The sequence below is a fragment of the Limibacterium fermenti genome (genome assembly GCF_041902845.1).
GTDB lineage: Bacteria > Bacteroidota > Bacteroidia > Bacteroidales > Dysgonomonadaceae > Limibacterium > Limibacterium fermenti.
On record NZ_CP159486.1, the window covers coordinates 299,161 to 325,847 of the forward strand.

Sequence of the window (26,687 nt, forward strand, 5' to 3'; positions counted from 1 at the left end):
TTTTAGTTGCTGAATTTAACTGACAAACTGACAAACACAGTCCTTCCCGGAGATAATGTCGCATAGCTGCTTCCGTAAGGTTTATCATCCACAAAGTTGAAGATATTCTCAATACCGAAACCGGGTTCAAACACAATTCCGTGAAAACTCTTCAACGTGTGCCTCGAGGTGAAGTTCCATAGTTGATAGGCCCGCGCCCATTCATCCGAAAAATAGCGCTTGCTCTGTAGGCGTCCGTTGATATTGAAGTTGGACTTAACCGTTCCCCAATCTTTCGCCCAATTTACATTGACATTACCGGTATGCCGGCTGATGCGTTGCAAATCAGCGCCTGTTTCCAAATTCTTTGCCTTGACGTAGGCATATCCGCCACCCGCACTCAAACCGGCTCCCATATAATACTCAAAAGAAAAATCCACTCCGCGGATACGCGCCTTATCCCTGTTGACATATTTGTCCCTTTTGGTGATATTGGCCGGATCGCCCGGTTCGCGCGGGATGCTTTCTTTTTCTATAATATTTTTTACTTCGTTGAGGTATCCATTGACCGAAACAGTGAAATTATGGGAATAATATTCAATTCCGGCAGAATAATAATCGGAGGATTCGGGTTTCAAATCGGTATTTCCAAAAGTTATGGTCGTTTTTCCTTCCGAATAATAATAGAGTTGTTTCAGGTCGGGCGCCCGGAATCCTGCGGCATAGGATGCCCGGAAGTTCATGTTGTCAAGCGAATACATGGCCGAAATCTTCGGCGTCAACCGGTTTTTAAATGTTTCGTGGTAAACATACCGGACTCCCGGAACAATCTGTAATCTGTTATTCAAAAGCCTTATCTCATCCTGTGCATACAGGGCCGTGTTATAAACGTCTTTTTCCCCTCCCGTCACATCTACATGTTTTAGATAATCAAGCCTGTATTCCGCTCCTACAGACAGCTTGTTAAATTTTCCCATGCCGAAAACCCCTTTCAGGTTCGCATGGTAGTATTGTTGCCGGCGTACCAACGATTCATCCCCTACCTTATGCGCCTTGTTTTCATTTATGTATATTTGAGAATAATCAAAGTTATCCGTATTCATATCAAGGGAGAGGCAGCCATTCTTCTTCAACAGGTATCTTCCGCCCAAACCGGCCGTATAATCTTCATACAGCATATTATAATCCGTCACGGTTTTGGGACGTTTAAATTTTTTATCATATAAGCTGCCCTCTGCATATAAACTCAGCTTTTCGGTGGGCGAAACCGTGAATCTCTGGCTTAGAATGTTTGATTGAAAGCGTTGAGACGTTTGTGCATCCGTATGTACCAATTCGCCGTTTTTATCCAATGTCACGTTGCTCAACTGCCAGCCGTCCGATTGATTACGTTGGTAAGATGTTGAAGAGCCGAATATTCCAAAATTCAAATCGATATTTGCTCCTTGGGTGAATTGGCCGTATTCCCCATATCGGGTATTCGAAGTAATATAGGTTTTTTCTTTCCTTTTTTCCGTAATGATATTGATTACGCCGGCGATAGCTTCCGAACCGTACAGGGAGGATGCCGCTCCTTTCAGAATCTCTATCCGCTTCACATTCGACATGTTAATACGTGCAAGGTCTGTGTTGCCGTTGATGTCGCCGCCCAATTTTTTCCCATCCACCAATACCAGGATATAGCGGTTCGATAATCCGTTCAGTTGCATATAAGGACCCATCGCGTTCGGACTGAAAGTCAGTGAAGGCTCCAGGGCTATCATTGCATTTTCGAATGAAGGGAAAGCGGCATTTTTCAGTTCTTTTTGTGTAATAGCTTCAATTGCAACCGGAGAGTCTTTCAGTTTCCGGTGTGTCCCCGTTCCCGTCACCACCACTTCGTTTAGGTTTAAGACTGATTCCGTCAGTCGCAGTACCAGATCAATTCTCGATTCGCCGATCTTTTCGCGAACGGTTTCATAGTCCAACCGGCTTGCGCGCAAAATATACTCGCCTTCGGGCGCATTAAGCTCAAATCGTCCTTTTTCATCGGTTGCCGTTCCAATGGTCGTTTTTTCCAACCGGACATTGACATTGGATACCGCTTGGTTTTTATTATTTACGACTATCCCTTTCAACTTTAGCTGCGCTATAGCATTAACGGATAAACCGCAAACGAATGCCAACAGTAATAGTTTTGTTTTCATTCTTTTATTCTTGTTCCTCGTTAAACTTGTATGATTGTTTCATACAAGTCCGTCAAAAGCAATATTCTTTAACTTCCGCAAGTAAGTTTCGTGAGTTGTCGGCTATCCATTAGCATCGCGCGAAGCGCATGATCGGCGGAGCCATTATCCGTGACGCGCGCACTGTCGCCGCAAGCAATTATCCGCGACGCGTTTTAGAGGGTTGACACAACCTGCGAAACTTTAAATTAATAAATGCCTTCGGAAAGAATAAAATCAGAAATACATGTTAAAGATGCGTCGCATGCCTTGAAAGGTAAATTCAAAGGGGACGTTTGTAAGTGATGTGTATCAGCTTTATTCCGCGAAAGCTTTATAACTAATATCCTTCCGGCAGGTTTTCTGACTTGCTCCATCTTTGAACGGCCTTCCCTTTTCCGATGGAAAAAGTGGACTGTTGGTAATGTTCAAAGACTCTTTGCGGAGCTTACAGCAGCGGGTCTGTTCAGGATTTTCACCTGATTCCCTCTCGTCACGCTTTGAAAAAATAAAGGTGACTCACCGAAATTGAATACGAAGTTAGCTAAATTTTAGATATTCACAAGCAGATGTATATAAAAATAAAAAGATTTAAAATATTCGAAGTCCTCTGTCGGCGATCAGTAATCAGCCTGCAAATCCCCGGACAGAACACGCTGTTGGAAGCTCTGTTGCAGGCCGGAAACTAATTGTTTTGCGTACGTATCCAGTTAGTAATATCTTCGAGCACTTGCGGGGAAAGGGTTTGTTCTATCCGTGCATATTCATCCACATAACCGGTTTGGCTTTCCTGAAACAAATGGTTCAGTCTGGGATACGACCGGACGGTGACATGCTTGTTTCCTCCCTTTTGTAAAGCCGTGGCAATACCTTGGAGGTTTTGCGCAGCCGATACTTGCCGGTCGTTTTCTCCATTAAGTGCCAGCACGGGACATTTCACTTTCAGAAGATAATCGGAAGGATTGAGCGCCAGAAAATGACGATACCAGGGAGAGAGGAATCCTTTTAAGTTACTGCGAATAAATTTATCTTTGTCGATTCCCTGTTTAGATTGGGGCGGAAGTCCTTCCCAAAGCCGGATAAGTTGGCTGCGCAAGACCGTGGTATCGGGTAGCGCGTCCGGCCGGCGGCTAAGGCTTTCGAAAATCTCCCTGTTGCTCCTTTGTAATTTTTCAATGTCTTCCGTTTTCAGGTTCTGTTGCGTCATCGATACTTCATTCTGGTAAAGAATGACTTCAATTCCTTTCACACCCGTCCCGGCCATCAAAACAATGGCCTTGATAGCGTCGTCTTGTGCCGCTACCATTGGGGCGATTACTCCTCCTTCGCTATGGCCGATAAGAGCGACTTTTCCCCGATCGATATCTTTCCGCTCCCGTAAAAAACGAACTGCTGCGGCCGCATCTTGAGCAAAATCGAAAGTGAGGGCATGCGCATAATCACCTGTCGAAGCGCCGATGCCTCGCTTATCGTAACGAAGCACCGCAAATCCGTGGCGGGTAAGATGACCGGCGAGCACAAGGAACGGTTTATGCCCGAAGATTGTTTCGTCGCGGTCATTGGGACCGCTACCCGCAATCAATACTACCGCCGGAAAAGGCCCTTGTCCTTTCGGTAAGGTAAGCGTTCCGGCCAGCGTTACTCCGGCATCGTTATTTCGAAAGGTAACATCCTTTACATCATACGGAAAAGGAGGGTGGGGATTTTGCGGACGATTCATGGTCGGATAAGCGTCTTGTTCGCTCCGTTTCAGTACGAGAGGAAGTTGCAACCCGCCTTGCCGGAAGATGCCGTTAATAGAATCATTGGCAAGGGTGCCGGAGTAGGACAGTCCCAATTGACCTGCCGACAGTTCGAGGTGGTTTCCGTCGAAAGCGACGCGGCTTGTAGGTAATCCGAATCCGCCTTGGTCGGGGCTGTCCATGGTGGCCGAATAACCGTCTGCTGTTTTTTCTATATGGAACACTAACTTTAGAGAAATGCCTTGAATGGGAAGAGTACCTACCCAATTTCCGGTGATGTCTTGCGCCCATGCTCCGGTACATACGAGCAAAGCGGCGATAAAGAATAAAATCTTTTTCATTTTGGGTTAAAATAATTTCGGTTTTACGTGCAAGCCGCTAATATTTGTATTTTCATCGAAAGTTAATTGTAGAACAAAAGAAATTCGTTCGAATTTGGCGGTTGTTTCGGTCACTACGAGCTCTCCTTTTGTCGAAACCGACGTGTCGTCTTCGAAGCCTTGAAAGCGTCCGAATTGTTTTTGTAAGCCGTTCCACGTCGATTCTAAATCCTTTACGGGCAATTGCGCAAGCATTTCGTCGTTAAAAAGCGAGGTAATGCTTTCATTAATGTCGTTTTCAGCAAAAAAACCGGTGATTTCTTTCGTTCGGGCTAATACTTTCTCTTCCTGTTCCGTAAGAGGACCTTGGGTTCGTATTTCTTTTTGCGGGTTTCCCAACGCTTCTTTCACGACCAGTTGATTGATACCGAACGCTGAGGCCTCGGCGATAAACAGTGTTATGACAAAGGTGATGATGTGTACCGGCTTCGTCAGATTGGTGGATACGGCAAATGCCCGGTACATCCAATAGAGCGAAAGCCCGATAAAAACCAGTGTGACCAGTGCGAACAAAAAGATTGCGCTCAGATTGATGGATGACAAATCGGCTATGCGCCGAAACGCCGGCACAAATCCGGTGAATGCGAGAAAGAAAAACGGTATTTCGGCAAACGCCAGCGTTCCCGCCAGATCCACCAAACGAAACTGTCCGGCACGCGCCACTTTTGCGGCAATCCACGCGATCAACACCAAGACAATCCACGAAACAACCTGAACGGTGATGCCGTATAAGAACGAGTGGAAATAGAGATGTACATCCACTACCCCGTCGAAAGCGACTCCGGCGATGCTTCCTGCAAAAGAGGTGGCGGCCATCATGATCAATCCGATGAACAACGCTTTTCCTCCGGCAATCTTTTCAAAAGGATTGATGAAAAATCGAATGATTGATGAGTTATTTTTCATTTTCTGTCATTTTAAGTATAATGTTATTTAAAAGATTCCTTACAGTAGGGTAACTCAAGGAGAGTTCTTTAGCCATCTCTTTGAGGCTCCCGCTCGATTTTACGAATTTAATGATGAAGTCCTGATCGGCGGGCGACAGCCGCGCGAGCAATGGTAATTCGTATAATCCCGTCACTTCGGTGCTACACGATTCACAAACCAGACTTTTTACTTTGAGTTGTTTTCCACAACTGGGACAATTACACGGAAGTATCATTTCTTTTTTTGCACAAAGATAAGGTGTTTTTCATTTTAATCAAGAATAAAATCAATAAAATTGATAAATGACTTAATATTATTAAGAATATAGTTGGTGTTTATATGTTTTTCTCAATCTCCAATCTCTATCTTCCATTACCTCATTCATGATGATACGGTTCGTTGCGTAAGATTGTCATGGCCCTATACAGTTGTTCGGTAAACACGAGCCGCACCATTTGATGAGTAAAGGTCATTCGAGACAGTGAAAGCTTCTCGTTTGCTAAACGATACACTTCTTCCGAAAATCCGTACGGTCCGCCGGCAATAAACACCAACCGTTTGGGTACCGACAGGCTTTTCTTCTCAATAAATCGGGCAAACTCCATCGACGTATATTCTTTACCCTTGTCATCAAGCAGTACGATATGATCTCCCGGCTGAAGCATTTGCACGATACTTTTGCCTTCTTGTACTTTTTGCTCTTTTTGGGGTAATTTAGACGATTGTTTGCCCGGTGGCAACACTTCCGCTTCGAAAGAAAGATAAAAATTGATTTTCTTGCCGTATGCATGGATGGCTGCAGCAAAAAGAGCATCATCGGCTTTGCCCATGGAGTAAAAAACAATCTTCATTTTCTTCTTAAATCGGTCTTTATAATAAAAAAGCATTTAATTCCTGCAAATATACTTGTTTATTTTATACTTTTGTGAATTCTTTTAGAATGACGAATTTTTTGCATCACAAAATGTACGGTTCGTAATATAGCAGGAAATATTTCTGCTTTTCGTTTAAATATTTTATGAAAGTAACAGAATTAACAGATGCGCTTATTGACTTGGCGTTAGCTGAAGATATAGGCGATGGCGACCACACCACTCTCAGTTGTATCCCTATTCAAGCGATCGGACAATCCAAGCTTTTAATTAAGCAGCACGGCATATTGGCCGGCGTGGATGTTGCCCTGGAGGTGTTCCAACGGGTCGATCCTGATTTGCAGGTCGAGGTCTTTCTGAACGACGGAGCCGAAATCCATCGCGGGGATGTGGCTTTTATCGTGTCGGGTAGTGTGCGCTCTATCTTACAAGCCGAACGCCTCGTGTTGAACATCATGCAACGGATGAGCGGCATTGCCACCGTCACGCATCGATATGTGAGACAACTCGAAGGAACTTCGGCCAAAGTATTGGATACCCGAAAAACTACCCCCGGTATGCGTATGCTCGAGAAACAGGCGGTGAAGATTGGCGGAGGTACCAATCATCGTATCGGACTTTTCGACATGATTCTGCTGAAAGATAATCATGTCGATTTTGCCGGAGGAATAGAGAAGGCTATCCTCAGTGCACAGCATTATCTGAAAGAAAATAATAAAAAACTGAAGATCGAGGTCGAAGTCCGGAATTTTGACGAACTCGATGAGGCCTTGCGTACGGGAGGTATCGACCGTATCATGCTCGATAACTTTACGCCCGCGAATACGCGCCGTGCAGTGGAGTTGGTCGATCGCCGCGTGGAGCTTGAATCTTCCGGCGGAATTACATTTGATACGATCCGTGAGTATGCCCTTGCCGGCGTCGATTATATTTCGGTAGGCGCGCTTACACACTCGGTCGATAGTTTAGATATGAGTCTTAAAGCACTTTAAATCGAAATGAATACGAATAAAGATAAACAAGAACTGCTTGATCAGCGTTATATGCGTATGGCTTTTATTTGGGCGGAAAACTCTTATTGTAAACGCCGTAAGGTCGGAGCATTGCTCGTAAAAAATAAGATGATTATTTCCGATGGATATAATGGAACGCCATCGGGATTTGAAAATATTTGTGAAGATGAAGGTGGCGTCACTAAACCGTATGTGCTGCACGCCGAGGCGAATGCAATTACAAAAGTGGCGCGTTCGAACAATAGTAGTGAAGGGGCCACTCTTTATATTACCAGCTCGCCTTGCATCGAGTGTGCCAAATTAATTATACAGGCGGGGATCGCGCGCGTGGTCTATGCCGATGCGTACCGCTTGAGCGATGGGATTGAACTGCTTCAAAGGGCAGGTATTGAAATCCTGGCAGTTGAATTAGAAAAATAAATACAACACGTAAAATGGATTCGGGAAAGAAAGTTAAAATATGGCTCCCTTTGTGGGTAGCGTTAGGGATTGCCCTGGGACTGTTTATCGGTAGCCGGTTTGCTCAATTCGGCAATACCGGAAAAATAGATGGTGCCGGAAAGATTGATGCGTTACTCAATTATATCGACCGGTCGTATGTCGATACGGTAAATATGCGACTCTTGGTTGAAGAGGCGCTCCCAAATATTGTACAACAGCTTGATCCGCACTCGGTGTACATTTCTGCCAACGAAATGAAACGTGTCAATAACGATCTGGAAGGGCATTTCTCGGGTATCGGCGTTTCGTTTTATCTTTTAAGGGATACGATTGTCGTTACTGGTATCGTGCCGGGGGGCCCCTCCGAAGCAGCCGGCATACAACAATGGGATCGTATTGTGACGGTTGATGATTCTCTTCTTGTAGGAAAAGGTCTCGACAACGACAAAGTCCTTAAGGCTTTGCGGGGCGAGAAAGGTTCGGAAGTGAAACTGGGGGTCGTACGTGACGACAATCCCCAACTCATTGATCTGGTTATTACCCGCGATGATATTCCTGTTAGCACCGTGCAGGCTGCTTATATGCTGAGCGATGCGGTGGGCTTTATAAAAATCGGCTCTTTTGGCTTTAATACTTTCCGGGAATTTATTTCTGCTATTTCAAAGCTCAAAAGTATGGGAGCGCGCGGCTTCGTGGTCGATTTGCGTGGAAATGAAGGAGGTCCGCTCGATATCGTCGTGGCCATGGTGAATGAATTTCTCGGCAAAGGCGAACTGATTGTCTATTCCGAGGGACGGAACTTTCCCCGCACCGATAATTATGCAAATGGCACCGGAACCTGCAAAGACGATGATATTGTGATTCTGATTGATGAACTGAGCGCTTCGGCCAGCGAAATCTTTGCCGGGGCTATTCAGGATCATGACCGCGGCTTAATTATTGGTCGGCGTTCTTTTGGAAAAGGATTGGTGCAGAGTCAGCGCTCTTTCCCCGATGGCTCGGCTGTGCGGTTAACTGTGGCGCGCTATTATACGGCCTCCGGACGCTCTATTCAGCGCACTTATCAACGGGGCAAGTTTCAAGAGTATGAGATGGAGGCTCTTAATCGGTACCTGCAAGGGGATTATGCAAATGTCGACACGACGGGCACCATGGAACCTTTTAAAACGCTTGGAGGACGCATGGTTTACGGCGGACATGGCATCATGCCCGATATTTTTGTTCCCCGCGATACGGTTGGTTATAATTCGTATTACAACACCATCGTCAATAAAGGACTTTTGCAGGAATATGCGATTATTTATTCCGATATGAACCGCAATAAGCTCAAAGAGTTTGATAACTGGGAAGAGTTGCATCATTATTTAACGAGGCAACCGTTATTGTTAAATGTGGTGAGCTATGCCGATAACAACGGCGTTCGTAGAAGGCCCTATTATATTCAGGAATCGAGTGAGTTGATAGAATCTCAATTGGAAGCGCTTATTGTTCGTAACTTTTTTGGAGAGGAGGCTTTCTATTTGGCTTTCCTTAAAAAGGATCCTCTTATACGAAAAGCAATTCAATTGATTGAAACCGGCAAAGCTACTCCGGTGGCCGTTGTGAAGGGAGAGTATGTCTGAATCGGAAGTGATATCGGTCTCGAAACAGCTCCTCAGAAAGCAGGTAGCTTTGTATAAACGTTCTTTTTCGGAAAAACAACTGTCGGATTTTTCGCAAGAAACTATTTCGATGCTAATCCAATCGGAGTTTTTCAGAAAAGCCCGGTGTATCTTGGCTTATTGCAGTATGCCCGATGAGGTCGACACGCGTTGGCTCTTAAAAACACAGGGCGATTCGAAGCAGTTTCTGTTGCCGGTTGTCACCGGTGAAGACTTGACGCTGAAGGCTTATACGAGCGACGAAAAGATGATTTGTTCCACGTATGGGATATGGGAACCGGAAGGAGATCGGTTTACGGCTTACCGTGATATCGATTTGGTGATTGTTCCGGGGGTTGCCTTCGACAGAAAGTTGCACCGCCTGGGAAGAGGAAAAGGATTCTATGATCGTCTCTTGCCGGATATTTCCGCACCAAAAGCAGGTATTTGTTTTAATTTTCAGCTGTTTAATGAAGTTCCGTTTGGTGAGGATGATTACAAAATGGATATCCTCTTCACTCAAAGCGAAATGATTATGAAATAGAGGGGCAAGTGTTTCGGCTCTTGTTTTCAAATCACTTATATATTTATGTGTCATTTAAATCTTGAATTATGAGTAAAATTTTAAAAAACTATTTATATAAAAAGGTATTATCGAGGTTTAGCGTCTTTTTAATAGATATCCTCATCATTATCTTTTCGTGTATATTTATGTTTGTATTGCGTTTCGGCTTCCAAGACCTGACCGACACTATAAGGGCCGATGGTATGATGATAACTTTCTTGCTTGTGTTATTTAACACCGTGTTTTTTATCATCTTCCGTACGTTTAGCGGTATTTTAAGGTTTTCGTCTTTCTCCGACTTGTTAAGAATTGTATATGCCTTGAGTTTGGGGTACGGACTTGCCTTTTTATCGGCGGTGCTTTTACTGGATATCCATATCGGTTTTACCCTCTTCAAAGAAGTGTTTTTTGCGACGTATGTCCTGAATGTCTTGCTCATGGTTTTCTCGCGTGTTTTTGTCAAGGAAATATATGAAGCGCTGATAGGGACGGAAAGTAAAGCCGTAAATGTGTTTGTGTATGGAACAAAAGAAACCGGTATAAGTGTGGCGAAAGCGTTAAAAGCCAATAGCGAATTTAATTTTAAGGTATTGGGATTTATTTCGGATGAACAGCATATGATCGGAAAAGATTTGCTCGGTGTGAATATTTATGCCAATAACGACCGCTTATTCCGTATTCTCGAAAGCAAAGATGTGAAGACCATTATTATCTCTCCGCAAAAGATGGAAGAGATTAAAGATACGAATATGCTCAGTAATTTTGTCGATCATAATATTTCGTTAATGACCACTCCCCCCATCAGTGAATGGAATGGTTCTTTAACCAGCCGTGCGCAACTGAAGGATATTCAGATCGAGGATTTGCTGCTTCGTGACCCTATTAAAATAAACATGATGCAGATTGCTTCGGATATTCAGGGCCGGCGCATATTGGTGACGGGCGCTGCGGGTTCGATTGGTAGCGAAATCGTACGGCAGGTGGCTAAATTCAATCCTTTTAGCGTTACACTCATTGATCAAGCCGAGACCCCGTTGCATGATATCCGCTTGGAGCTTCAGGAGAAATGGCGCAATTTACCGATGAAAATTGTCGTAGCCGATATTACGAATGCTTCGCGCATGGAGAATATATTCCGGGAGTTTAAGCCTCACTATATTTTCCACGCAGCGGCTTACAAACATGTTCCTATGATGGAAGATAATGTTTCCGAATCGGTGCAGACGAATATAAACGGGACGAAGATACTCGCTGACCTCGCCGTTAAGTATGGCGCCGATAAATTTGTGATGATTTCTACCGACAAGGCAGTAAATCCTTCGAATGTAATGGGCTGTTCGAAAAGAATTTGTGAGATATATGTTCAGTCATTGGCGAAATATCTCGAAAAAACAGGCCGCAACAAAACACAATTTATTACAACTCGATTTGGAAATGTACTCGGGTCGAATGGTTCGGTTATTCCTTTATTTAAAGAACAAATAAAGAAGGGAGGTCCGGTAACGGTAACCCATCCCGAAATTATCCGCTATTTTATGACTATTCCCGAAGCTTGTCAATTGGTGTTGGAAGCCGGCTCCTTTGGAAAAAACGGAGAAATTTATATATTCGATATGGGCAAGCCGGTGAAGATATTGAATCTAGCCAAAAGGATGATTCGCTTATCGGGGTCGCCGAATGTGAAAATTGAATTTACCGGATTGCGTCACGGTGAAAAGTTGTACGAAGAGCTTCTCAACAACGAAGAAAAAACGAAGCCTACCCATCACGAGAAGATTTTGATTGCAGATGTCCGCAAGTACGAATACCCGGAAGTCAGTGACCAAATCAATTCTTTGATCAAGCTTTCTTATGAATATGACGAGATGCAGATTGTCAAAAAAATGAAGGAAATAGTGCCGGAGTTCCATAGCATCAATTCACCTTTCGAAGATGTCGACCGGCAACTTGAGAATGCCGCTGATAAAAAGGTCGAATCGGCCTCGGCAAAGGGATAATAACGTGTCATTACTGCATGGCGGATTAAGCCTTCAGAATTCCTTGTATTTTGCAGAGTTTCGTATAGTAACCGTCCAAAGCATAAAGGGTGTCGTGTTTGCCCGACTCTACGATTTGTCCGTCTTGTAATACATAAATCATGTCGGCATTTTTCACCGTCGATAGGCGGTGGGCAATGATAATCGTGGTGCGGTTCTTTAATAAATGTTCCAATGCTGCCTGTACAAGTCTCTCCGAGTCGGAGTCTAATGCTGATGTCGCTTCATCCAGAATAAGTATTTGAGGATCCTTTAAGATGGCTCGCGCGATGCTGATGCGTTGGCGTTGTCCTCCCGATAGCTTTCCCCCACGGTCACCGATATTCGTTTGATAGCCTTTAGGCGTGGCGATAATAAACTCATGGGCATTCGCTATCCGGGCGGCTTCAACGACCTGTGCTTCGGTTTTGTTTTTAGCGCCGAAAGCAATATTATTGTATATCGTATCATTGAAAAGAATAGCTTCCTGATTTACGTATCCGAAAAGCGAACGCAAATCCTGCAACCCCGTATCTTTTATATCCGTATCATCGATATAGATCCCGCCTTCTTGAATATCGTAAAATCGAGGTAACAAATCGGCAAGCGTCGATTTGCCCGATCCCGATTGACCGACAAGCGCAATGGTTTTTCCTTTTTCAATATGCAGATTGATTCCTTTGATTACCCACTCCGAATTATATTTAAACCACACGTCTTTATATTCAATATCTTTCTTGAAATGTAACGGTGTGTTGCGGGTGGTGTAAGATTTTTCATTTTCTGCATCCAATATCTTGTCGATTCTTTCCATGGATGCCAGTCCCCGTTGGACAGCATACGCCGATCTCGAAAATTCCTTTGCCGGATTAATGATGCTATAGAAAATAGTTAGATAGTAAATAAAGGTTGCGGCATCGATCATGGTGGAACCCTTTAAAATAAGAGAACCGCCAAACCAAAGCACAACCGCAATGGTGAGAGTTCCCAGCAATTCGCTCATGGGATGGGCTAGGTTTTGCCGGCGCGCAATCCGGTTCGACATCCGTCGGAACTCATTGCTGCCGCTGTGAAACCGTTTTGATATATCATCTTCGGCATTGAACGCTTTAATCACCCTTAATCCACTCAGTGTTTCCTCCACTTGCGACATTAATTCCCCCCATTTATTCTGGGCTTCGAAAGAACTTTTCTTAAGGGTTTTCCCTACCGTTCCCATAATATATCCCATTAAAGGAAGAAGCACGAGAACAAATAAAGTGAGTTGCCAACTCAACAAAACCATCGTGATAAAATAAATAAGCATAAGAATAGGATTCTTAAACAGCATATCCAGCGAACTCATCACCGAGTTTTCCACTTCATTTACATCGCCCGATATGCGTGATAAGATATCTCCTTTTCTTTCTTCCGAAAAAAATCCGATGGGAAGTTTCAGTATTTTATCATTAATTTGATTACGTATGTCGCGCACGACGCCAGTCCTTATTGGAATAATGAAATACGATCCGAAATAGGCTGTGCCTGTTTTGAGGATGGTCATCATTACCAAGAAAACGGATAAAATCATTAATGTATAGGTATTGCCATACATATCCATTATTTGCGTCACATACCAATTCAGATTGTTTAAAACAACATCCACAAACGAACTGCCAGGAGCGTTCCATTCTATAAATTTATAAGTGCCCGTATTTACTTTAAAGAGCACTTGAAGTATTGGGATAATTGTCGCCAATGAAAAAACATTCAGGAAGGCGGTGAGGATATTGAAACCAAAAGTAAGAACTACATACTTTTTATAAGAGAGCAAAAAACGTTTTATGAGTCTTATTATACCTTTCATTTGATCTGTCTTGGCGATGTTCTGCGATTTTATAACCAAAAAATAATCTATTCGTAAATCGGGCGCAAGATAGTCATAAATTATGATTCTCCTTGTTTGAAGACCGTTTTATTTTATGCCGGTGAGTTTTTTTGAAAAAAAGATTGATTTTTTTCATGTGTTCATAATGCTTTTAATCTGATTGTTGAAGCTTATTAGGAGTGAGGAGGTGAAAAATATATTGAAAAAAAGTATTAGATAATTTTGTTCGTAATAAAAAAGCCCTTATCTTTGCACCCGCTTTTGAGAACAACAGGAAGTTTAAGTCAAAAGGAAACGATCTTTAGCATATTTACATACATAGTAAAATAAAAGACAAGCAATATAACGATTGCTCTTCGAGAAGAAGGAATTTTGAAAGAAGAGCAGTTGGTACCCGTTAAAAAAATAACAGGATAAGAAAACAGTAAGTCGAAGAAAAAGAGCCAGCATTTAGGGATGCTCAACGTTAGTAGAAGATAGTGGCGTGCCGGTTGAAAAGACAGGTTACGTTCATAACAACAAATTATACAACGAAGAGTTTGATCCTGGCTCAGGATGAACGCTAGCGATAGGCCTAACACATGCAAGTCGAGGGGCAGCGCGTTGTAGCAATACGATGGCGGCGACCGGCGCACGGGTGAGTAACACGTATGCAACCTACCTTTAACAAGGGGATAACCCGTTGAAAGACGGACTAATACCCTATAAAACAGGGATTCCGCATGGGAATATTTGTTAAAGATTAATCGGTTAGAGATGGGCATGCGTTCCATTAGCCAGTTGGTGAGGTAACGGCTCACCAAAGCAACGATGGATAGGGGAACTGAGAGGTTTATCCCCCACACTGGAACTGAGACACGGTCCAGACTCCTACGGGAGGCAGCAGTGAGGAATATTGGTCAATGGACGGAAGTCTGAACCAGCCAAGTCGCGTGAAGGATGACGGCCCTATGGGTTGTAAACTTCTTTTGTAAGGGAATAAAAAAGGATACGCGTATCCTATTGTCTGTACCTTACGAATAAGGATCGGCTAACTCCGTGCCAGCAGCCGCGGTAATACGGAGGATCCGAGCGTTATCCGGATTTATTGGGTTTAAAGGGTGCGCAGGCTGTATGGTAAGTCGGCGGTGAAATTTTGCAGCTCAACTGTAAAAGTGCCTTCGAAACTGTCATACTTGAGTATAGATGAAGTAGGCGGAATTTGTGGTGTAGCGGTGAAATGCATAGATATCACAAGGAACTCCGATTGCGCAGGCAGCTTACTAAACTATAACTGACGCTCAAGCACGAAGGCGTGGGTATCAAACAGGATTAGATACCCTGGTAGTCCACGCAGTAAACGATGATTACTAGCTGTTTGCGATATAATGTAAGCGGCTGAGCGAAAGCGTTAAGTAATCCACCTGGGGAGTACGTTCGCAAGAATGAAACTCAAAGGAATTGACGGGGGCCCGCACAAGCGGAGGAACATGTGGTTTAATTCGATGATACGCGAGGAACCTTACCCGGGCTTGAAATGCATTTGACGGTATTCGAAAGGATACTTCCCTTCGGGGCAGATGTGTAGGTGCTGCATGGTTGTCGTCAGCTCGTGCCGTGAGGTGTCGGCTTAAGTGCCATAACGAGCGCAACCCCTATCATTAGTTGCCATCAGGTAAAGCTGGGGACTCTAATGAGACTGCCATCGTAAGATGTGAGGAGGGTGGGGATGACGTCAAATCAGCACGGCCCTTACGTCCGGGGCGACACACGTGTTACAATGGATGGTACAAAGGGCAGCTACCGTGCGAGCGGATGCTAATCTCTAAAACCATTCTCAGTTCGGATCGGAGTCTGCAACTCGACTCCGTGAAGCTGGATTCGCTAGTAATCGCGCATCAGCCACGGCGCGGTGAATACGTTCCCGGGCCTTGTACACACCGCCCGTCAAGCCATGGAAGCTGGGGGTACCTGAAGTTCGTAACCGTAAGGAGCGACCTAGGGTAAAACCGGTGACTGGGGCTAAGTCGTAACAAGGTAGCCGTACCGGAAGGTGCGGCTGGAACATCTCCTTTCTGGAGGACGAGCCGGTTTATCGGCCGGAGCAGCCGTTATCGGATAACGGAGTATTCCTTGAATAACGGCTCTTTTCTCGATTTATTTATTTATTCTTTATCGATTGTTATAAAAAAAAGAGGTATCGACAAAATCAGTTATTGCGATTGTCCGAATTAAATATGTATGTTAAGATATAACTCCCGCCTCATACGGGGTACGTATCCCTTATCATCCTCCAGTCCCTTATCGCAAGAGCGGGGCCGGCAGCAGAGCGTAGGGATGCCGACAAACCAGCCAGTCCTATAGCTCAGTTGGTTAGAGCGCTACACTGATAATGTAGAGGTCGGCAGTTCAACTCTGCCTGGGACTACGGGGTTCTATATTTAAAAATTCCATATTCAAAATTATAATCTTGAATTTTCAATAAGGAATCTTGAATTGAAAGAACGGGGGATTAGCTCAGCTGGCTAGAGCATCTGCCTTGCACGCAGAGGGTCAACGGTTCGAATCCGTTATTCTCCACAAGTTCAGGCAATATGTATGTGTGCCGGTAAGCAAAAAAAAATAAAAAAGAAGAGGAAATCCAGCGGGATTTGCGGTAAAGCGAGAGAGAAAAAATAAGCGGTAAGTGTGTTCACTTATTGATTGGTTTGAGAAGGCCGCATGGGCGGCATAAAATAAAACGGTTCGACTCCGACTCAGACAACTATCGATATTAATATCGAAGCGATCTTTGACATGATGAAAAGGTAACAAGAGCAAAAAGTAAAATTAAGAATCAAACGCTAAGTATTTATCAAACCCAAAGGCATTTATGTAAATAAGTGTCACTGAGGTCGGCGAAAAGAAAGTAATTAAGGGCACATGGGGGATGCCTAGGCTCTGGAAGGCGAAGAAGGACGTGATAAGCTGCGAAAAGCTGCGGGGATTGGCAAATACGAATTGATCCGCAGATATCCGAATGGGGCAACCCGGTACGAGAAGATTGTACCATTCCGTTTAAGACGGAAGGCGAACGTGGGGAACTGAAACATCTCAGTACCCATAGGAAAAGAAAACAAAAGTGATTCCCGAAGTAGTGGCGAGCGAACCGGGAAAAGCCCAAACCTGTATTGTTTCGGCAATAGAGGGGTTGTAGGACCGCACAAGCGAAAAGACAAAGAAGTGGAATAAACTGGAAAGTTTAATCGTAGAGGGTGATAATCCCGTACACGTACCATTGTCCGGAGTGGCGGTATCCTGAGTAATACGGGACACGAGAAATCCTGTGTGAAACAAGCGGGACCATCCGCTAAGGCTAAATACTTCCCAGAGACCGATAGTGAACCAGTACCGTGAGGGAAAGGTGAAAAGAACCTCGAACAGAGGAGTGAAATAGACCCTGAAACCATGTGCTTACAAGCGGTCGGAGTCCCTTTCGGGGGATGACGGCGTGCCTTTTGCATAATGAACCTACGAGTTACTCTTGCCTGGCAAGGTTAAGTGCGATAACGCATGTCAGCCGCAGCGAAAGCGAGTCTTCACAGGGCGTATAGTCAGCAGGAGTAGACGCGAAACCAAGTGATCTACCCTTGAGCAGGTTGAAGTTTTGGTAACACAACATGGAGGACCGAACCGGTAAACGTTGAAAAGTTTTCGGATGACTTGAGGGTAGGGGTGAAAGGCTAATCAAACTTGGAGATAGCTCGTACTCCCCGAAATGCATTTAGGTGCAGCCTCGGACAAAGAGCTTGCATGAGGTAGAGCTACTGATTGGATGCGAGGGCTTCGCCGCCTATCAAGTCCAGACAAACTCCGAATGCGTGCAAGTGCTCACCGGGAGTGAGGGCGCGGGTGCTAAGGTCCGTGTCCGAGAGAGGAACAACTCAGACCATCAGCTAAGGTCCCGAAATATATGCTAAGTTGCATTTAACGAAGTTTTGCCGCTATAACAGCTAGGATGTTGGCTTGGAAGCAGCCATTCATTTAAAGAGTGCGTAACAGCTCACTAGTCGAGTGGCAAAGCATGGATAATAATCGGGCATAAGCATATTACCGAAGCTATGGAATTGGCAACAATTGGTAGGGGAGCATTCCAGTCAGCGTAGAAGGCGTATCGTCAGGTACTCTGGAGCGTCTGGAAAAGCAAATGTAGGTATAAGTAACGACAAAGGGGGTGAGAAACCCCCTCGCCGAAAGACTCAGGGTTCCTGATCAACGCTAATCGGATCAGGGTTAGTCGGGTCCTAAGGATAAGCCTAGAGGCGAGTCCGATGGATGAAACGGTTAATATTCCGTTACTGGGATAATAAGTTAAGCGGGGACGCAGGAGTGACACCACTGCCATCTGACGGAATAGATGGTTAAAGGGGGTAGACGAAGAAGGGTGTAGGGAAAACCGCATCCGGAGTTGAACCTGAAAGTATGGCAAGTCTTCGGATGAGCCAATAATGTGGGTAATCAGACTGCCTAGAAAAACCGCTACACATTCAATTATTATTTCACCCGTACCGCAAACCGACACAGGTAGTTGGGTTGAGCATACTGAGGCGCTCGAGTGATTCACGGTTAAGGAACTAGGCAAAATAGTCCTGTAACTTCGGGAGAAAGGACGCTCCGCTTTACGGCGGAGCCGCAGAGAAATGATTCAGGCGACTGTTTAACAAAAACACATGGCTATGCGAATTCGAAAGAAGCGGTATATAGCCTGACACCTGCCCGGTGCTGGAAGGTTAAGAGGAGATGTCATCTGTCAAAGGAGAAGCATTGAATTGAAGCCCCAGTAAACGGCGGCCGTAACTATAACGGTCCTAAGGTAGCGAAATTCCTTGTCGGGTAAGTTCCGACCTGCACGAATGGTGTAACGATCTGAATACTGTCTCGACCGTGAGCTCGGTGAAATTGTAGTATCGGTGAAGATGCCGATTACCCGCGATGGGACGAAAAGACCCCGTGAACCTTTACTATAGCTTTACATTGATGTTGGGCACTGGATGTGTAGGATAGGCCGGAGGCAGCGAAGCGGTGACGCTAGTCATCGTGGAGCCGACGTTGAAATACGGCCCTTCTCGTGTTTGACCTCTAACTCCTGAGTAAGGAGGACATTGTATGGTGGGTAGTTTGACTGGGGTGGTCGCCTCCAAAAAAGTAACGGAGGCTTCTAAAGGTGCGCTCAGGCCGATTGGTAACCGGTCATTTAGAGTATAATGGCATAAGCGCGCTTGACTGGGAGACTCACAAGTCGATCAGGTAGGAAACTAGAGCATAGTGATCCGGTGGTTTCAGTATGGAATGGCCATCGCTCAAAGGATAAAAGGTACTCCGGGGATAACAGGCTGATCATTCCCAAGAGCTCATATCGACGGAATGGTTTGGCACCTCGATGTCGGCTCGTCACATCCTGGGGCTGGAGAAGGTCCCAAGGGTTGGGCTGTTCGCCCATTAAAGTGGCACGCGAGCTGGGTTCAGAACGTCGTGAGACAGTTCGGTCTCTATCTATCGTGGGCGTTAGAGATTTGCGAGGCACCGACACTAGTACGAGAGGACCGTGTTGGACAGACCTCTGGTTTACCGGTTGTTTCGCCAGAAGCATAGCCGGGTAGCTAAGTTTGGGCAGGGATAAGCGCTGAAAGCATCTAAGCGCGAAGCCTACCTCAAGATGAGATCTCTTTTAAGGGTGGTTGTAGACGACGACCTTGATAGGCTGCAGGTGTAAAGGCGGTGACGTCAAAGCCGAGCAGTACTAATTACCCGTACGCTTTCTTTTTAGTCAGATGTATCTGACGGGTTTGACAAATATACAAGATTTGTGGATTGATTGAGTGAGTATGCTTTTTTTACCTTCATCATGTTATTTTACACGCTTACCGGATAAGTAAGCAGCGATAATTCAGGTGGTTATAGCGTTGGGGATCCACCTCTTCCCATTCCGAACAGAGAAGTTAAGCCCGATAGCGCCGATGGTACTGCACAATCATGTGGGAGAGTAGGTAGCCGCCCTCTTTTAAAGTAGAGCCTCCGTAATGTATGTTACGGGGGCTCTTTTGTGTGTATGGATAAATGGGTAAATGGATCAACGGAAGGAGAGCCTGGAAGAGGAGGGGATATGGGGTTCGGGCGGGGGCGAATGCTCCCCTCAGGGCACACCGACACAAAAAAACTCCCGTCCCGCGAACGGGAGGGAGTCAAATTAGTACTTTCTATTATCTTGGAAGTTTATTCGTTTACCGGCTCTAAATATTGAGCATAGGAATAACCTTCCTCGCCATCCTTATCGAGTACAAACCACCATTGATCATTATATTTGCTGACCAATGTAATAACATCCCCATGCGCTGCCTTTCCTACAATGGGTTGATCAGAAAATTTATTCATTTTCCCGGCTGTAATTAGGGGCTTCTCGTGTGATCATTACACCATGTGGATGACTTTCTGCATATCCTGCGGCTGTAATTTTTGTAAATTTTGCATCGTGAAGTTTCTCTATGTTTTCTGCTCCGCAATATCCCATTCCCGCTCTAAGTCCACCTACCATTTGATAAATTACTTCTTGTAAAGTTCCTTTAAATGGTACACGGGCCTCGATACCCTCGGGTACAAGTTTTTTGATGTCGTCTTCTACATCTTGGAAATAGCGGTCGCTGGAACCTTGCTGCATAGCTGAAAGCGATCCCATACCCCGGTAAGTTTTAAACTTACGACCGTTAAAAATAATTGTCTCTCCCGGTGATTCTTCAGTCCCTGCTAATAGAGAGCCCATCATCACGGATGTGCCGCCCGCAGCAAGAGCTTTTACAATATCGCCTGAATAGCGAAGTCCTCCATCGGCGATAATAGGAACGCCGGTACCTTTCAAAGCTTCTGCCACATCGTAAATAGCCGAGATCTGTGGCATTCCTACCCCTGCAATAACCCGAGTTGTGCAAATCGAGCCTGGCCCGATTCCTACTTTTACGGCATCAGCTCCCGCTTCTACCAAGTATTTTGCTCCTTCTCCGGTAGCGATATTTCCTACGACAATATCAATGTGGGGAAATGTTTTCTTAATCAGTTTGAGCATGTCGCCGACTCCTTTAGAATGACCATGCGCCGTATCGATGACAATTGCATCTACACCGGCTTCAATAAGAGCTTGTGCACGCTCTATGGAATCGGAGGTTACTCCTATACCGGCCGCTACCCTTAATCGCCCTTGATCATCTTTACAAGCAAACGGTTTATCCTTTGCTTTCGTAATATCTTTATAAGTAATAAGCCCTATTAATTTGTTTTCTGTATCGACAACAGGGAGTTTCTCTATTTTATGCTGTTGGAGAATTTCAGCGGCTGCCTCCAGATCGGTCGATTGGCGTGTTGAGACCAGATTTTCTTTGGTCATTACTTCTTCAATGTGTTTATTCATCGATTTTTCGAAACGCAAATCACGATTGGTGACGATTCCTACTAAACGATTCTGGTCATCCACTACAGGAATACCGCCAATTTTGAATTCACTCATCATATGTAATGCATCGGCAACCGTTTTCTCAGCAGTGATACTAATCGGATTAATAATCATCCCGTTTTCGGCTCTTTTCACAGCCCTGACTTGTTTTGCCTGGGCTTCAATGCTCATGTTTTTGTGAATAACTCCGATGCCACCTTCCCGTGCGATAGCAATAGCCATTGTTGTTTCGGTCACCGTATCCATAGCGGCAGAAACCATCGGGATATTTAACGATATATTACGGGAGAATCGTGTGGTAAGATCAACATTTCTAGGGAGAACCTGAGAATATGCGGGAACTAACAAAAGATCATCAAAAGTAAGACCTTCTGTAACAATTTTGTTTGCAATAAATGACATAAGTATACCTTTCTATTTTTATTGCGTGCAAATGTACTCGTTTTTTGTGAATTCCGGTTATAAATGCGTGTTAATTTTTATGATATCCATTTCTTGACAGTCGAAGGCATTCGGTACGCACGTAAAAAACCTCCGGATGGGACGATTGTCCTACCGGAGGCGGGTATAAATTATTGTCGCAGCTTATAAGATGCCGACCTTTTTAAATATTTTGTAGATTCGTTCAATAGCATAATCGACTTGCTCAATCGAATGAGTAGCCATCAAGGCGAATCGTATCAATGTATCTTCGGGTGCCACGCCGGGAGATACCACTGGATTGACGAAGATACCTTCTTCGAATATTAATTTGGTAATGTAAAATGTTTTGTCATTATCCCGAACATATAGAGGCATGATGGGGGTTTCGGTAGGGCCTAATTCAAAACCCAAATCCTTGAATCTTTTTATCGTATAATGTGTTAATTCCCATAAATGCTTCACCCTTTCCGGTTCGGCTTTCAGAATGTCCAGTGCGGCGGATGCGGCGGCAGTAGCGCCGGGAGTGATACTGGCACTGAAAATATTGGTTCGGGCATTGTGCCTCAAATAATTGATTACGGGATAATCTCCGGCCACAAATCCGCCGATGGAGGCCAGCGATTTGCTGAAAGTGCCCATCACCAAATCCACGTCGTTTAATAAGCCAAAATGGTCACACACTCCTTTTCCGTTATATTTTCTTCCCAATACGCCCAGGCTATGGGCTTCGTCGACCATGATATTGGCATTGTATTTTTTAGCCAATTTCATGATTTCCGGAAGATTCGCTAAATCGCCTTCCATACTGAAAACGCCATCCACCACAATAAGCTTTACTTTATGGCTGTTGCATCTCTGCAGCTGCTTTTCCAAAGAAGCCATATCATTATGACGAAACTTATACTTGGTCGAAAACGAAGTTCTTAGCCCTTCTATAATGGAAGCATGATCTCTTTCGTCCCAAAGAATATAGTCGTCACGTCCAGTAAGGCATCCGAGGACTCCTTCATTAACCATGAATCCGGTAGGAAACACAATCGCTTCCTCCTTGTCCATAAAGTTGGCCAATTTACGTTCAAGTTCAAGATGAATGTCTAAAGTTCCATTCAGAAAACGTGAGCCAGCCATTCCCGTACCATACTTTTTGGTGGCCGCTATGGAAGCTTCTATTACTTTCGGATGGTTGGTTAATCCCAAATAGGCATTCGAACCAAACATCAGGACTTTCTTTCCATTAATAATAACCTCTGTATCCTGATCACTTTCTATAGCTCGAAAATAAGGATAGATGCCTGCCGCCTTAGCGCGTTGAGGGGCATCGTATCGCATTGTTTTTTCTCTTAACAGGTCCATTTTCAAAATTAAGATAATCGGTTTCTGTTACTTTATTTTTAAAACAATCTGTTTTTATTTGAAACCGAGTTACAAAGATAACAATTAATTTATTTATTATTTTACGGATATTCTATTTATTTCTTTGTCGCAAGTTAAAAGTCTTACTATCAAATTGAAGTTCTTATTTTCGCTTTAGTTGAAAGAAGAGGGCGGTTAATTAAAAATAATGAATAAACATTTTTATGTCTGACGACGTTTTATTATCTGCCATTTAATACGATACTGGAATTGTATGGTTTGCTAAGAATAAAAGAGCTTGCCTGATGAATGGTTTTATAGATAGACGCCCTGTTTTTAGAATATTGGGAATATAATAAAAATTGCAATGGATAATAAGTACAAAAAACTTTTGAAATGTATCGCATTAGATGCGATCGGCATGAGTACGCTGGCGATACCGGGTATAGGGGCGTTCTTAGATGCTGTTTGGGCCCCTATAGCAGCTTCTATCAGTTATAAGATGTTTGGGAATAAGCGGGGAAAATACACCTCTCTTATTACATTTATCGAAGAACTTTTGCCGGGAACAGATGTCGTTCCTTCCTTTACGATCTTCTGCATTCTCTTTGATTTTATAGGATTGGGAAAAGACGATAAAGTACGTAATGCCGTCACAGATGTCGACTATACGGAAACGCGATGACCTGAATATACAATGGGTGCTTCCTATTTCTTTTGCAAGAGGACTACATTTTCAACATGATGAGTATGTGGAAACATATCTACCGGTTGTACCCGAGCTACTCGATAAAGACTATCGAGTAAGCTGAGATCGCGGGCTTGTGTGGCCGGATTGCAGCTGACGTATACGATCCGTTCGGGCTGAGCCGATAAAATTGTTTGAATCACGTTATCGTGCATTCCGGCACGGGGCGGGTCCGTAATAAGGATATCCGGCCGTCCATGCTCTTCGATAAAACTTTCGGTGAGGATATCCTTCATATCCCCTGCAAAAAACAACGTATTCTCGATCCTGTTACGGTGCGAATTATCCATGGCATCCTCAATCGCTTCTTCCACATATTCTATACCAATGACTTTTTTTGCTTGTCGTGCTATAAAATTTGCAATCGTTCCGGTACCTGTATATAGGTCATAAACCAATTCTTTGCCGGAAAGAGACGCGAAGTCCCGTACGACTTTATACAATCGGTAGGCTTGTTTACTATTGGTCTGAAAAAATGATTTTGGGCCGATTTTGAATTTCAGACCTTCCATTTCCTCATAGATGAAGTCGTTTCCTTTCCATGTAATAACCTCTTGATCCGTAATCGTGTCGTTGGCTTTTTCATTGACGATGTAAAGCAACGAAGTTATTTCAGGAAATTCGGAAGCCAGAAAGTTCATCAATCGGGTTCTTTTTTCTTCATCTTCTTTGAAAAAAACGACGATAACCATGACCTCTCCGGTGGAAGTCGTGCGAATAATCAGCGTACGCATCAATCCTTCTTGATTCCGGAGGTCAAAAAACGGATACCGGTTGTTGAGGCAAAATGCACGGACAGCATTTCGGATACGGTTTGAAATGTCATCCTGCAACCAGCATTTATGGATATCCAACACCTTATCGAACATTCCCGGAATATGAAATCCCAAGGCGTTCATGTCAGACAAATCTTTGTCGGTATTTATCTCCTTTTCAGTAAGCCATCGCTTATTGGAAAACGTAAATTCCAGTTTGTTGCGGTAAAAAGTTGTATCGGGAGCAGGTAGAATGGACGATATTTCGGGTAATTCCACTTTACCGATGCGGGTAAGATTATCGACAACCTGTTTCTGCTTATATCGAAGCTGTTCGTCATAAGGCAGTATTTGCCATTTACATCCCCCACAAATACCGAAATGGTCACAAAAAGCATCGGTGCGTGTGTCCGAATAAGATTCGAAACGTACAACCCTCCCTTCGGCATAACTGCTTTTTTTACGGGTAAGCTGTATGTCGACCACATCGCCGGGGACTGCATAGGGAATAAAAACGGTCAGCCCGTCGATTTTCGCAATCGCTTTTCCTTCGGCAGCCACATCGCTTATCATTACCGATTCCAATAAAGGAAGTTGTTTTTTCTTTCTCGCCATTCGGTCTGTTTCTGTTTTAGGATGCAAAGTTAGGATTTTCTCTGAAAATGAGAAATAATTAATAACTTGCGAAGCCCCATCAAGCAAGTAAACCACAAGTTATCTTGGATACGATTCCAATGCAAAGTACGGTTCCGGTTTGCTTGTAATGAAATACTTGGTTCCTATGAGACCTTATAGAAGATTATCAATCATTTAAGCATCCCGGCTTGATGAGGCTTTTATGTATTCACAAGTTAAAATTATGGCAAAGAAAGCGAAAAAAATCAAGACAAACAAGGGATTGAAATTGGAAATCGTGAATCCCAATTCGGCGGGTATCGATGTTTCTTCCACCGAAATGCAAGTATGTGTCCCTGAAGAGCGGGATGGGGAAAACAACCGCCGCTTCGGCACGTTTACGCAAGATTTACACCTTATATCGGATTGGCTTAAAGCCTGTGGCATTGAAACCGTCGCCATGGAATCCACGGGGGTGTATTGGGTCCAACTCTACATGATACTGGAATCGGATGGATTCGATGTGTTGCTGGTCAACGCCAAGGCCATCAAAAATATCAGTGAAAAGAAGACCGACCGGGTAGATGCCGAAACCATCATGGTCTTGCATAGTTACGGGCTTCTGAGAGCCAGTTTCCAACCCCAGAACCATGCCCGGCGCATCCGCAATGTATCGCGCCACCGTGACGGGTTGTTGAAAGCTTCTTCGCGGGAAGTGCTCCACATGCAAAAGGCCATGGAATTGATGAACATCAAATTGGGCAATGTCATCAGCGATATTTTGGGAAAATCGGGACAGGAGATTATTCGCGCCATTCTGGCCGGGGAACGCGATGCCCGAAAACTATCGGCTTTGGCCGATCCCCGATGCAAATCTCCCAAAGAAACCATCGCCAAATCCCTGCAGGCCAATTGGGACGAAGACCTGCTGTTCATGCTCAAACAAAGCTATGAACTGTATGTATATTACCAAAACCTGATGAAGGATTGTGACAAGCAGATAGAGGGCATCCTGCAGGAGTATCTCAAAGACGTTAAACCCGAAGAAACTTCCAAGCCGGAGCAAAGGGCGAAAAAAGCAAAAGCTCAAAAGAATGCCGTCACGATAGATATCGAAAAGCACGCGATCCGATTATGGGGTGTCAACGCGATGCGCATACCGGGTGTCAGTGAAGCGGCCCTGTTGCGGTTGGCCGGTGAGCTGGGACACGATTTTACCGATAAGTTTGACTCATACAAACAGTTTTGTTGTTGGTGTAATCTCACACCCAACAACAAAATATCGGGAGGAAAACTCCAGTCCAGCAAAATTCCAAAGCGGAAGAATCCTGTTGGACAAATCCTGCGTTCTTCGGCAAACTCCCTGAAAACAAGTAAAACGCCCTTAGGATATTACTTCCGGCGTATACAGGCAAAAAGCGGTTACTTGCCGGCTATTATCGCTACTGCGAACAAATTGGGAAGAATACTCTATACAATGGTTAAATACAAGGTCGAGTTTGATGACTCTTTTACCCAAACCAGCGAAACCGAGATACTTAGAAGAAAATTGATTAAGACCCAAAGAACCCTCGAAAAACTTCAAAATCAAATCAAAGAATGCGGATGAAATGGTTTGTTATATAGAAGATAATCAATAAAAAGAGAAGTGTCGATAGCGTTAAAAAAATGCCATCGTATGGAGTTTCG

Annotated in this window: 17 protein-coding genes, 2 tRNA genes, 3 rRNA genes and 1 riboswitch; of the genes, 12 read left to right on the forward strand and 10 right to left on the reverse strand. The window is 44.3% G+C overall.

Features of this window, described 5'->3' with window-relative positions; genetic code table 11:
* Nucleotides 1-2 precede the first annotated feature (2 nt).
* From ABNK31_RS01370 to rlmH, 5 genes are all read right to left on the reverse strand, one after another.
* The gene (locus ABNK31_RS01370) at nt 3-2,165 is read right to left on the reverse strand and encodes a TonB-dependent receptor (protein ID WP_418893970.1); all 2,163 of its coding nucleotides are present in this window, start codon (nt 2,163-2,165) and stop codon (nt 3-5) included.
* Nucleotides 2,166-2,518: 353 nt separating this feature from the next.
* Nucleotides 2,519-2,725, reverse strand: a riboswitch (cobalamin riboswitch).
* A gap of 143 nt (nt 2,726-2,868) precedes the next feature.
* On the reverse strand, nt 2,869-4,266 hold the full coding sequence (locus tag ABNK31_RS01375) for an alpha/beta hydrolase family protein (protein WP_418893971.1): 1,398 nt from the start codon (nt 4,264-4,266) through the stop codon (nt 2,869-2,871).
* A 6-nt stretch (nt 4,267-4,272) separates the two neighbouring features.
* Nucleotides 4,273-5,211 carry a DUF3887 domain-containing protein gene (locus ABNK31_RS01380; RefSeq protein WP_418893972.1) on the reverse strand — a complete coding sequence of 313 codons (939 nt, stop codon included), beginning with the start codon at nt 5,209-5,211 and terminating at the stop codon, nt 4,273-4,275.
* A complete protein-coding gene (locus tag ABNK31_RS01385) occupies nt 5,201-5,467 on the reverse strand; it encodes a DUF2089 family protein (protein WP_418893973.1) in 267 nt (88 codons plus the stop codon). Before ABNK31_RS01385 ends, ABNK31_RS01380 begins: the two co-directional genes overlap by 11 nt.
* A gap of 142 nt (nt 5,468-5,609) precedes the next feature.
* Nucleotides 5,610-6,083 carry a 23S rRNA (pseudouridine(1915)-N(3))-methyltransferase RlmH gene (rlmH, locus tag ABNK31_RS01390; RefSeq protein ID WP_418893974.1) on the reverse strand — a complete coding sequence of 158 codons (474 nt, stop codon included), beginning with the start codon at nt 6,081-6,083 and terminating at the stop codon, nt 5,610-5,612.
* 167 nt (nt 6,084-6,250) lie between these two features.
* Here rlmH and nadC point away from each other — a divergent pair, with 167 nt between their 5' ends.
* The 5 genes from nadC to ABNK31_RS01415 all read left to right on the forward strand — a co-directional run bounded on the left by nadC (nt 6,251) and on the right by ABNK31_RS01415 (nt 11,760).
* On the forward strand, nt 6,251-7,096 hold the full coding sequence (gene nadC / locus ABNK31_RS01395) for a carboxylating nicotinate-nucleotide diphosphorylase (protein ID WP_418893975.1): 846 nt from the start codon (nt 6,251-6,253) through the stop codon (nt 7,094-7,096).
* Between the two features lie 6 nt (nt 7,097-7,102).
* Nucleotides 7,103-7,537, forward strand: coding sequence for a deoxycytidylate deaminase (locus ABNK31_RS01400; protein WP_418893976.1), 435 nt, complete (start codon nt 7,103-7,105; stop codon nt 7,535-7,537).
* Between the two features lie 14 nt (nt 7,538-7,551).
* Entirely contained in the window at nt 7,552-9,180 is a 1,629-nt protein-coding gene (locus tag ABNK31_RS01405; protein ID WP_418893977.1) for a S41 family peptidase, read from the forward strand.
* Nucleotides 9,173-9,742: a 5-formyltetrahydrofolate cyclo-ligase gene (locus ABNK31_RS01410; protein WP_418893978.1), complete on the forward strand. Its 570-nt coding sequence runs from the start codon at nt 9,173-9,175 to the stop codon at nt 9,740-9,742. Before ABNK31_RS01405 ends, ABNK31_RS01410 begins: the two co-directional genes overlap by 8 nt.
* A 68-nt stretch (nt 9,743-9,810) precedes the next feature.
* A complete protein-coding gene (locus ABNK31_RS01415; protein ID WP_418893979.1) occupies nt 9,811-11,760 on the forward strand; it encodes a polysaccharide biosynthesis protein in 1,950 nt (649 codons plus the stop codon).
* A gap of 25 nt (nt 11,761-11,785) precedes the next feature.
* Here ABNK31_RS01415 and ABNK31_RS01420 read toward each other — a convergent pair whose 3' ends face one another.
* A complete protein-coding gene (locus ABNK31_RS01420; protein ID WP_418893980.1) occupies nt 11,786-13,624 on the reverse strand; it encodes an ABC transporter ATP-binding protein in 1,839 nt (612 codons plus the stop codon).
* 548 nt (nt 13,625-14,172) lie between these two features.
* On the opposite strand from ABNK31_RS01420, the gene ABNK31_RS01425 reads away from it, so the two are divergent.
* The 5 genes from ABNK31_RS01425 to rrf all read left to right on the forward strand — a co-directional run bounded on the left by ABNK31_RS01425 (nt 14,173) and on the right by rrf (nt 19,663).
* A 16S ribosomal RNA gene (locus tag ABNK31_RS01425) occupies nt 14,173-15,699 on the forward strand.
* A gap of 279 nt (nt 15,700-15,978) precedes the next feature.
* Nucleotides 15,979-16,052: transfer RNA gene (locus ABNK31_RS01430), tRNA-Ile, on the forward strand.
* A gap of 78 nt (nt 16,053-16,130) precedes the next feature.
* Nucleotides 16,131-16,204, forward strand: a tRNA-Ala gene (locus tag ABNK31_RS01435).
* 322 nt (nt 16,205-16,526) lie between these two features.
* Nucleotides 16,527-19,427: ribosomal RNA gene (locus ABNK31_RS01440) — 23S ribosomal RNA — on the forward strand.
* Between the two features lie 123 nt (nt 19,428-19,550).
* Nucleotides 19,551-19,663 (forward strand): 5S ribosomal RNA (gene rrf, locus ABNK31_RS01445).
* Together the 16S, 23S and 5S rRNA genes with 2 tRNA genes alongside form the textbook arrangement of a ribosomal RNA operon.
* A gap of 213 nt (nt 19,664-19,876) precedes the next feature.
* On the opposite strand, the gene ABNK31_RS01450 is transcribed toward rrf, so the two are convergent.
* From ABNK31_RS01450 to spt, 3 genes are all read right to left on the reverse strand, one after another.
* Entirely contained in the window at nt 19,877-20,035 is a 159-nt protein-coding gene (locus ABNK31_RS01450; RefSeq protein WP_418893981.1) for an SH3 domain-containing protein, read from the reverse strand.
* The gene (guaB, locus tag ABNK31_RS01455; protein ID WP_418893982.1) at nt 20,028-21,506 is read right to left on the reverse strand and encodes an IMP dehydrogenase; all 1,479 of its coding nucleotides are present in this window, start codon (nt 21,504-21,506) and stop codon (nt 20,028-20,030) included. Before guaB ends, ABNK31_RS01450 begins: the two co-directional genes overlap by 8 nt.
* A 183-nt stretch (nt 21,507-21,689) precedes the next feature.
* Nucleotides 21,690-22,880 carry a serine palmitoyltransferase gene (gene spt, locus ABNK31_RS01460; protein ID WP_418893983.1) on the reverse strand — a complete coding sequence of 397 codons (1,191 nt, stop codon included), beginning with the start codon at nt 22,878-22,880 and terminating at the stop codon, nt 21,690-21,692.
* A gap of 367 nt (nt 22,881-23,247) precedes the next feature.
* Between spt and ABNK31_RS01465 the strand changes: the two genes are divergently transcribed.
* On the forward strand, nt 23,248-23,565 hold the full coding sequence (locus ABNK31_RS01465; RefSeq protein WP_418893984.1) for a hypothetical protein: 318 nt from the start codon (nt 23,248-23,250) through the stop codon (nt 23,563-23,565).
* A 23-nt stretch (nt 23,566-23,588) separates the two neighbouring features.
* Here the strand turns inward: ABNK31_RS01465 and rlmD are convergent, their stop codons facing one another.
* On the reverse strand, nt 23,589-24,998 hold the full coding sequence (rlmD, locus tag ABNK31_RS01470; protein ID WP_418893985.1) for a 23S rRNA (uracil(1939)-C(5))-methyltransferase RlmD: 1,410 nt from the start codon (nt 24,996-24,998) through the stop codon (nt 23,589-23,591).
* Nucleotides 24,999-25,242: 244 nt separating this feature from the next.
* Between rlmD and ABNK31_RS01475 the strand changes: the two genes are divergently transcribed.
* The gene (locus tag ABNK31_RS01475) at nt 25,243-26,607 is read left to right on the forward strand and encodes an IS110 family transposase (protein ID WP_418892241.1); all 1,365 of its coding nucleotides are present in this window, start codon (nt 25,243-25,245) and stop codon (nt 26,605-26,607) included.
* Nucleotides 26,608-26,687: the final 80 nt, after the last annotated feature.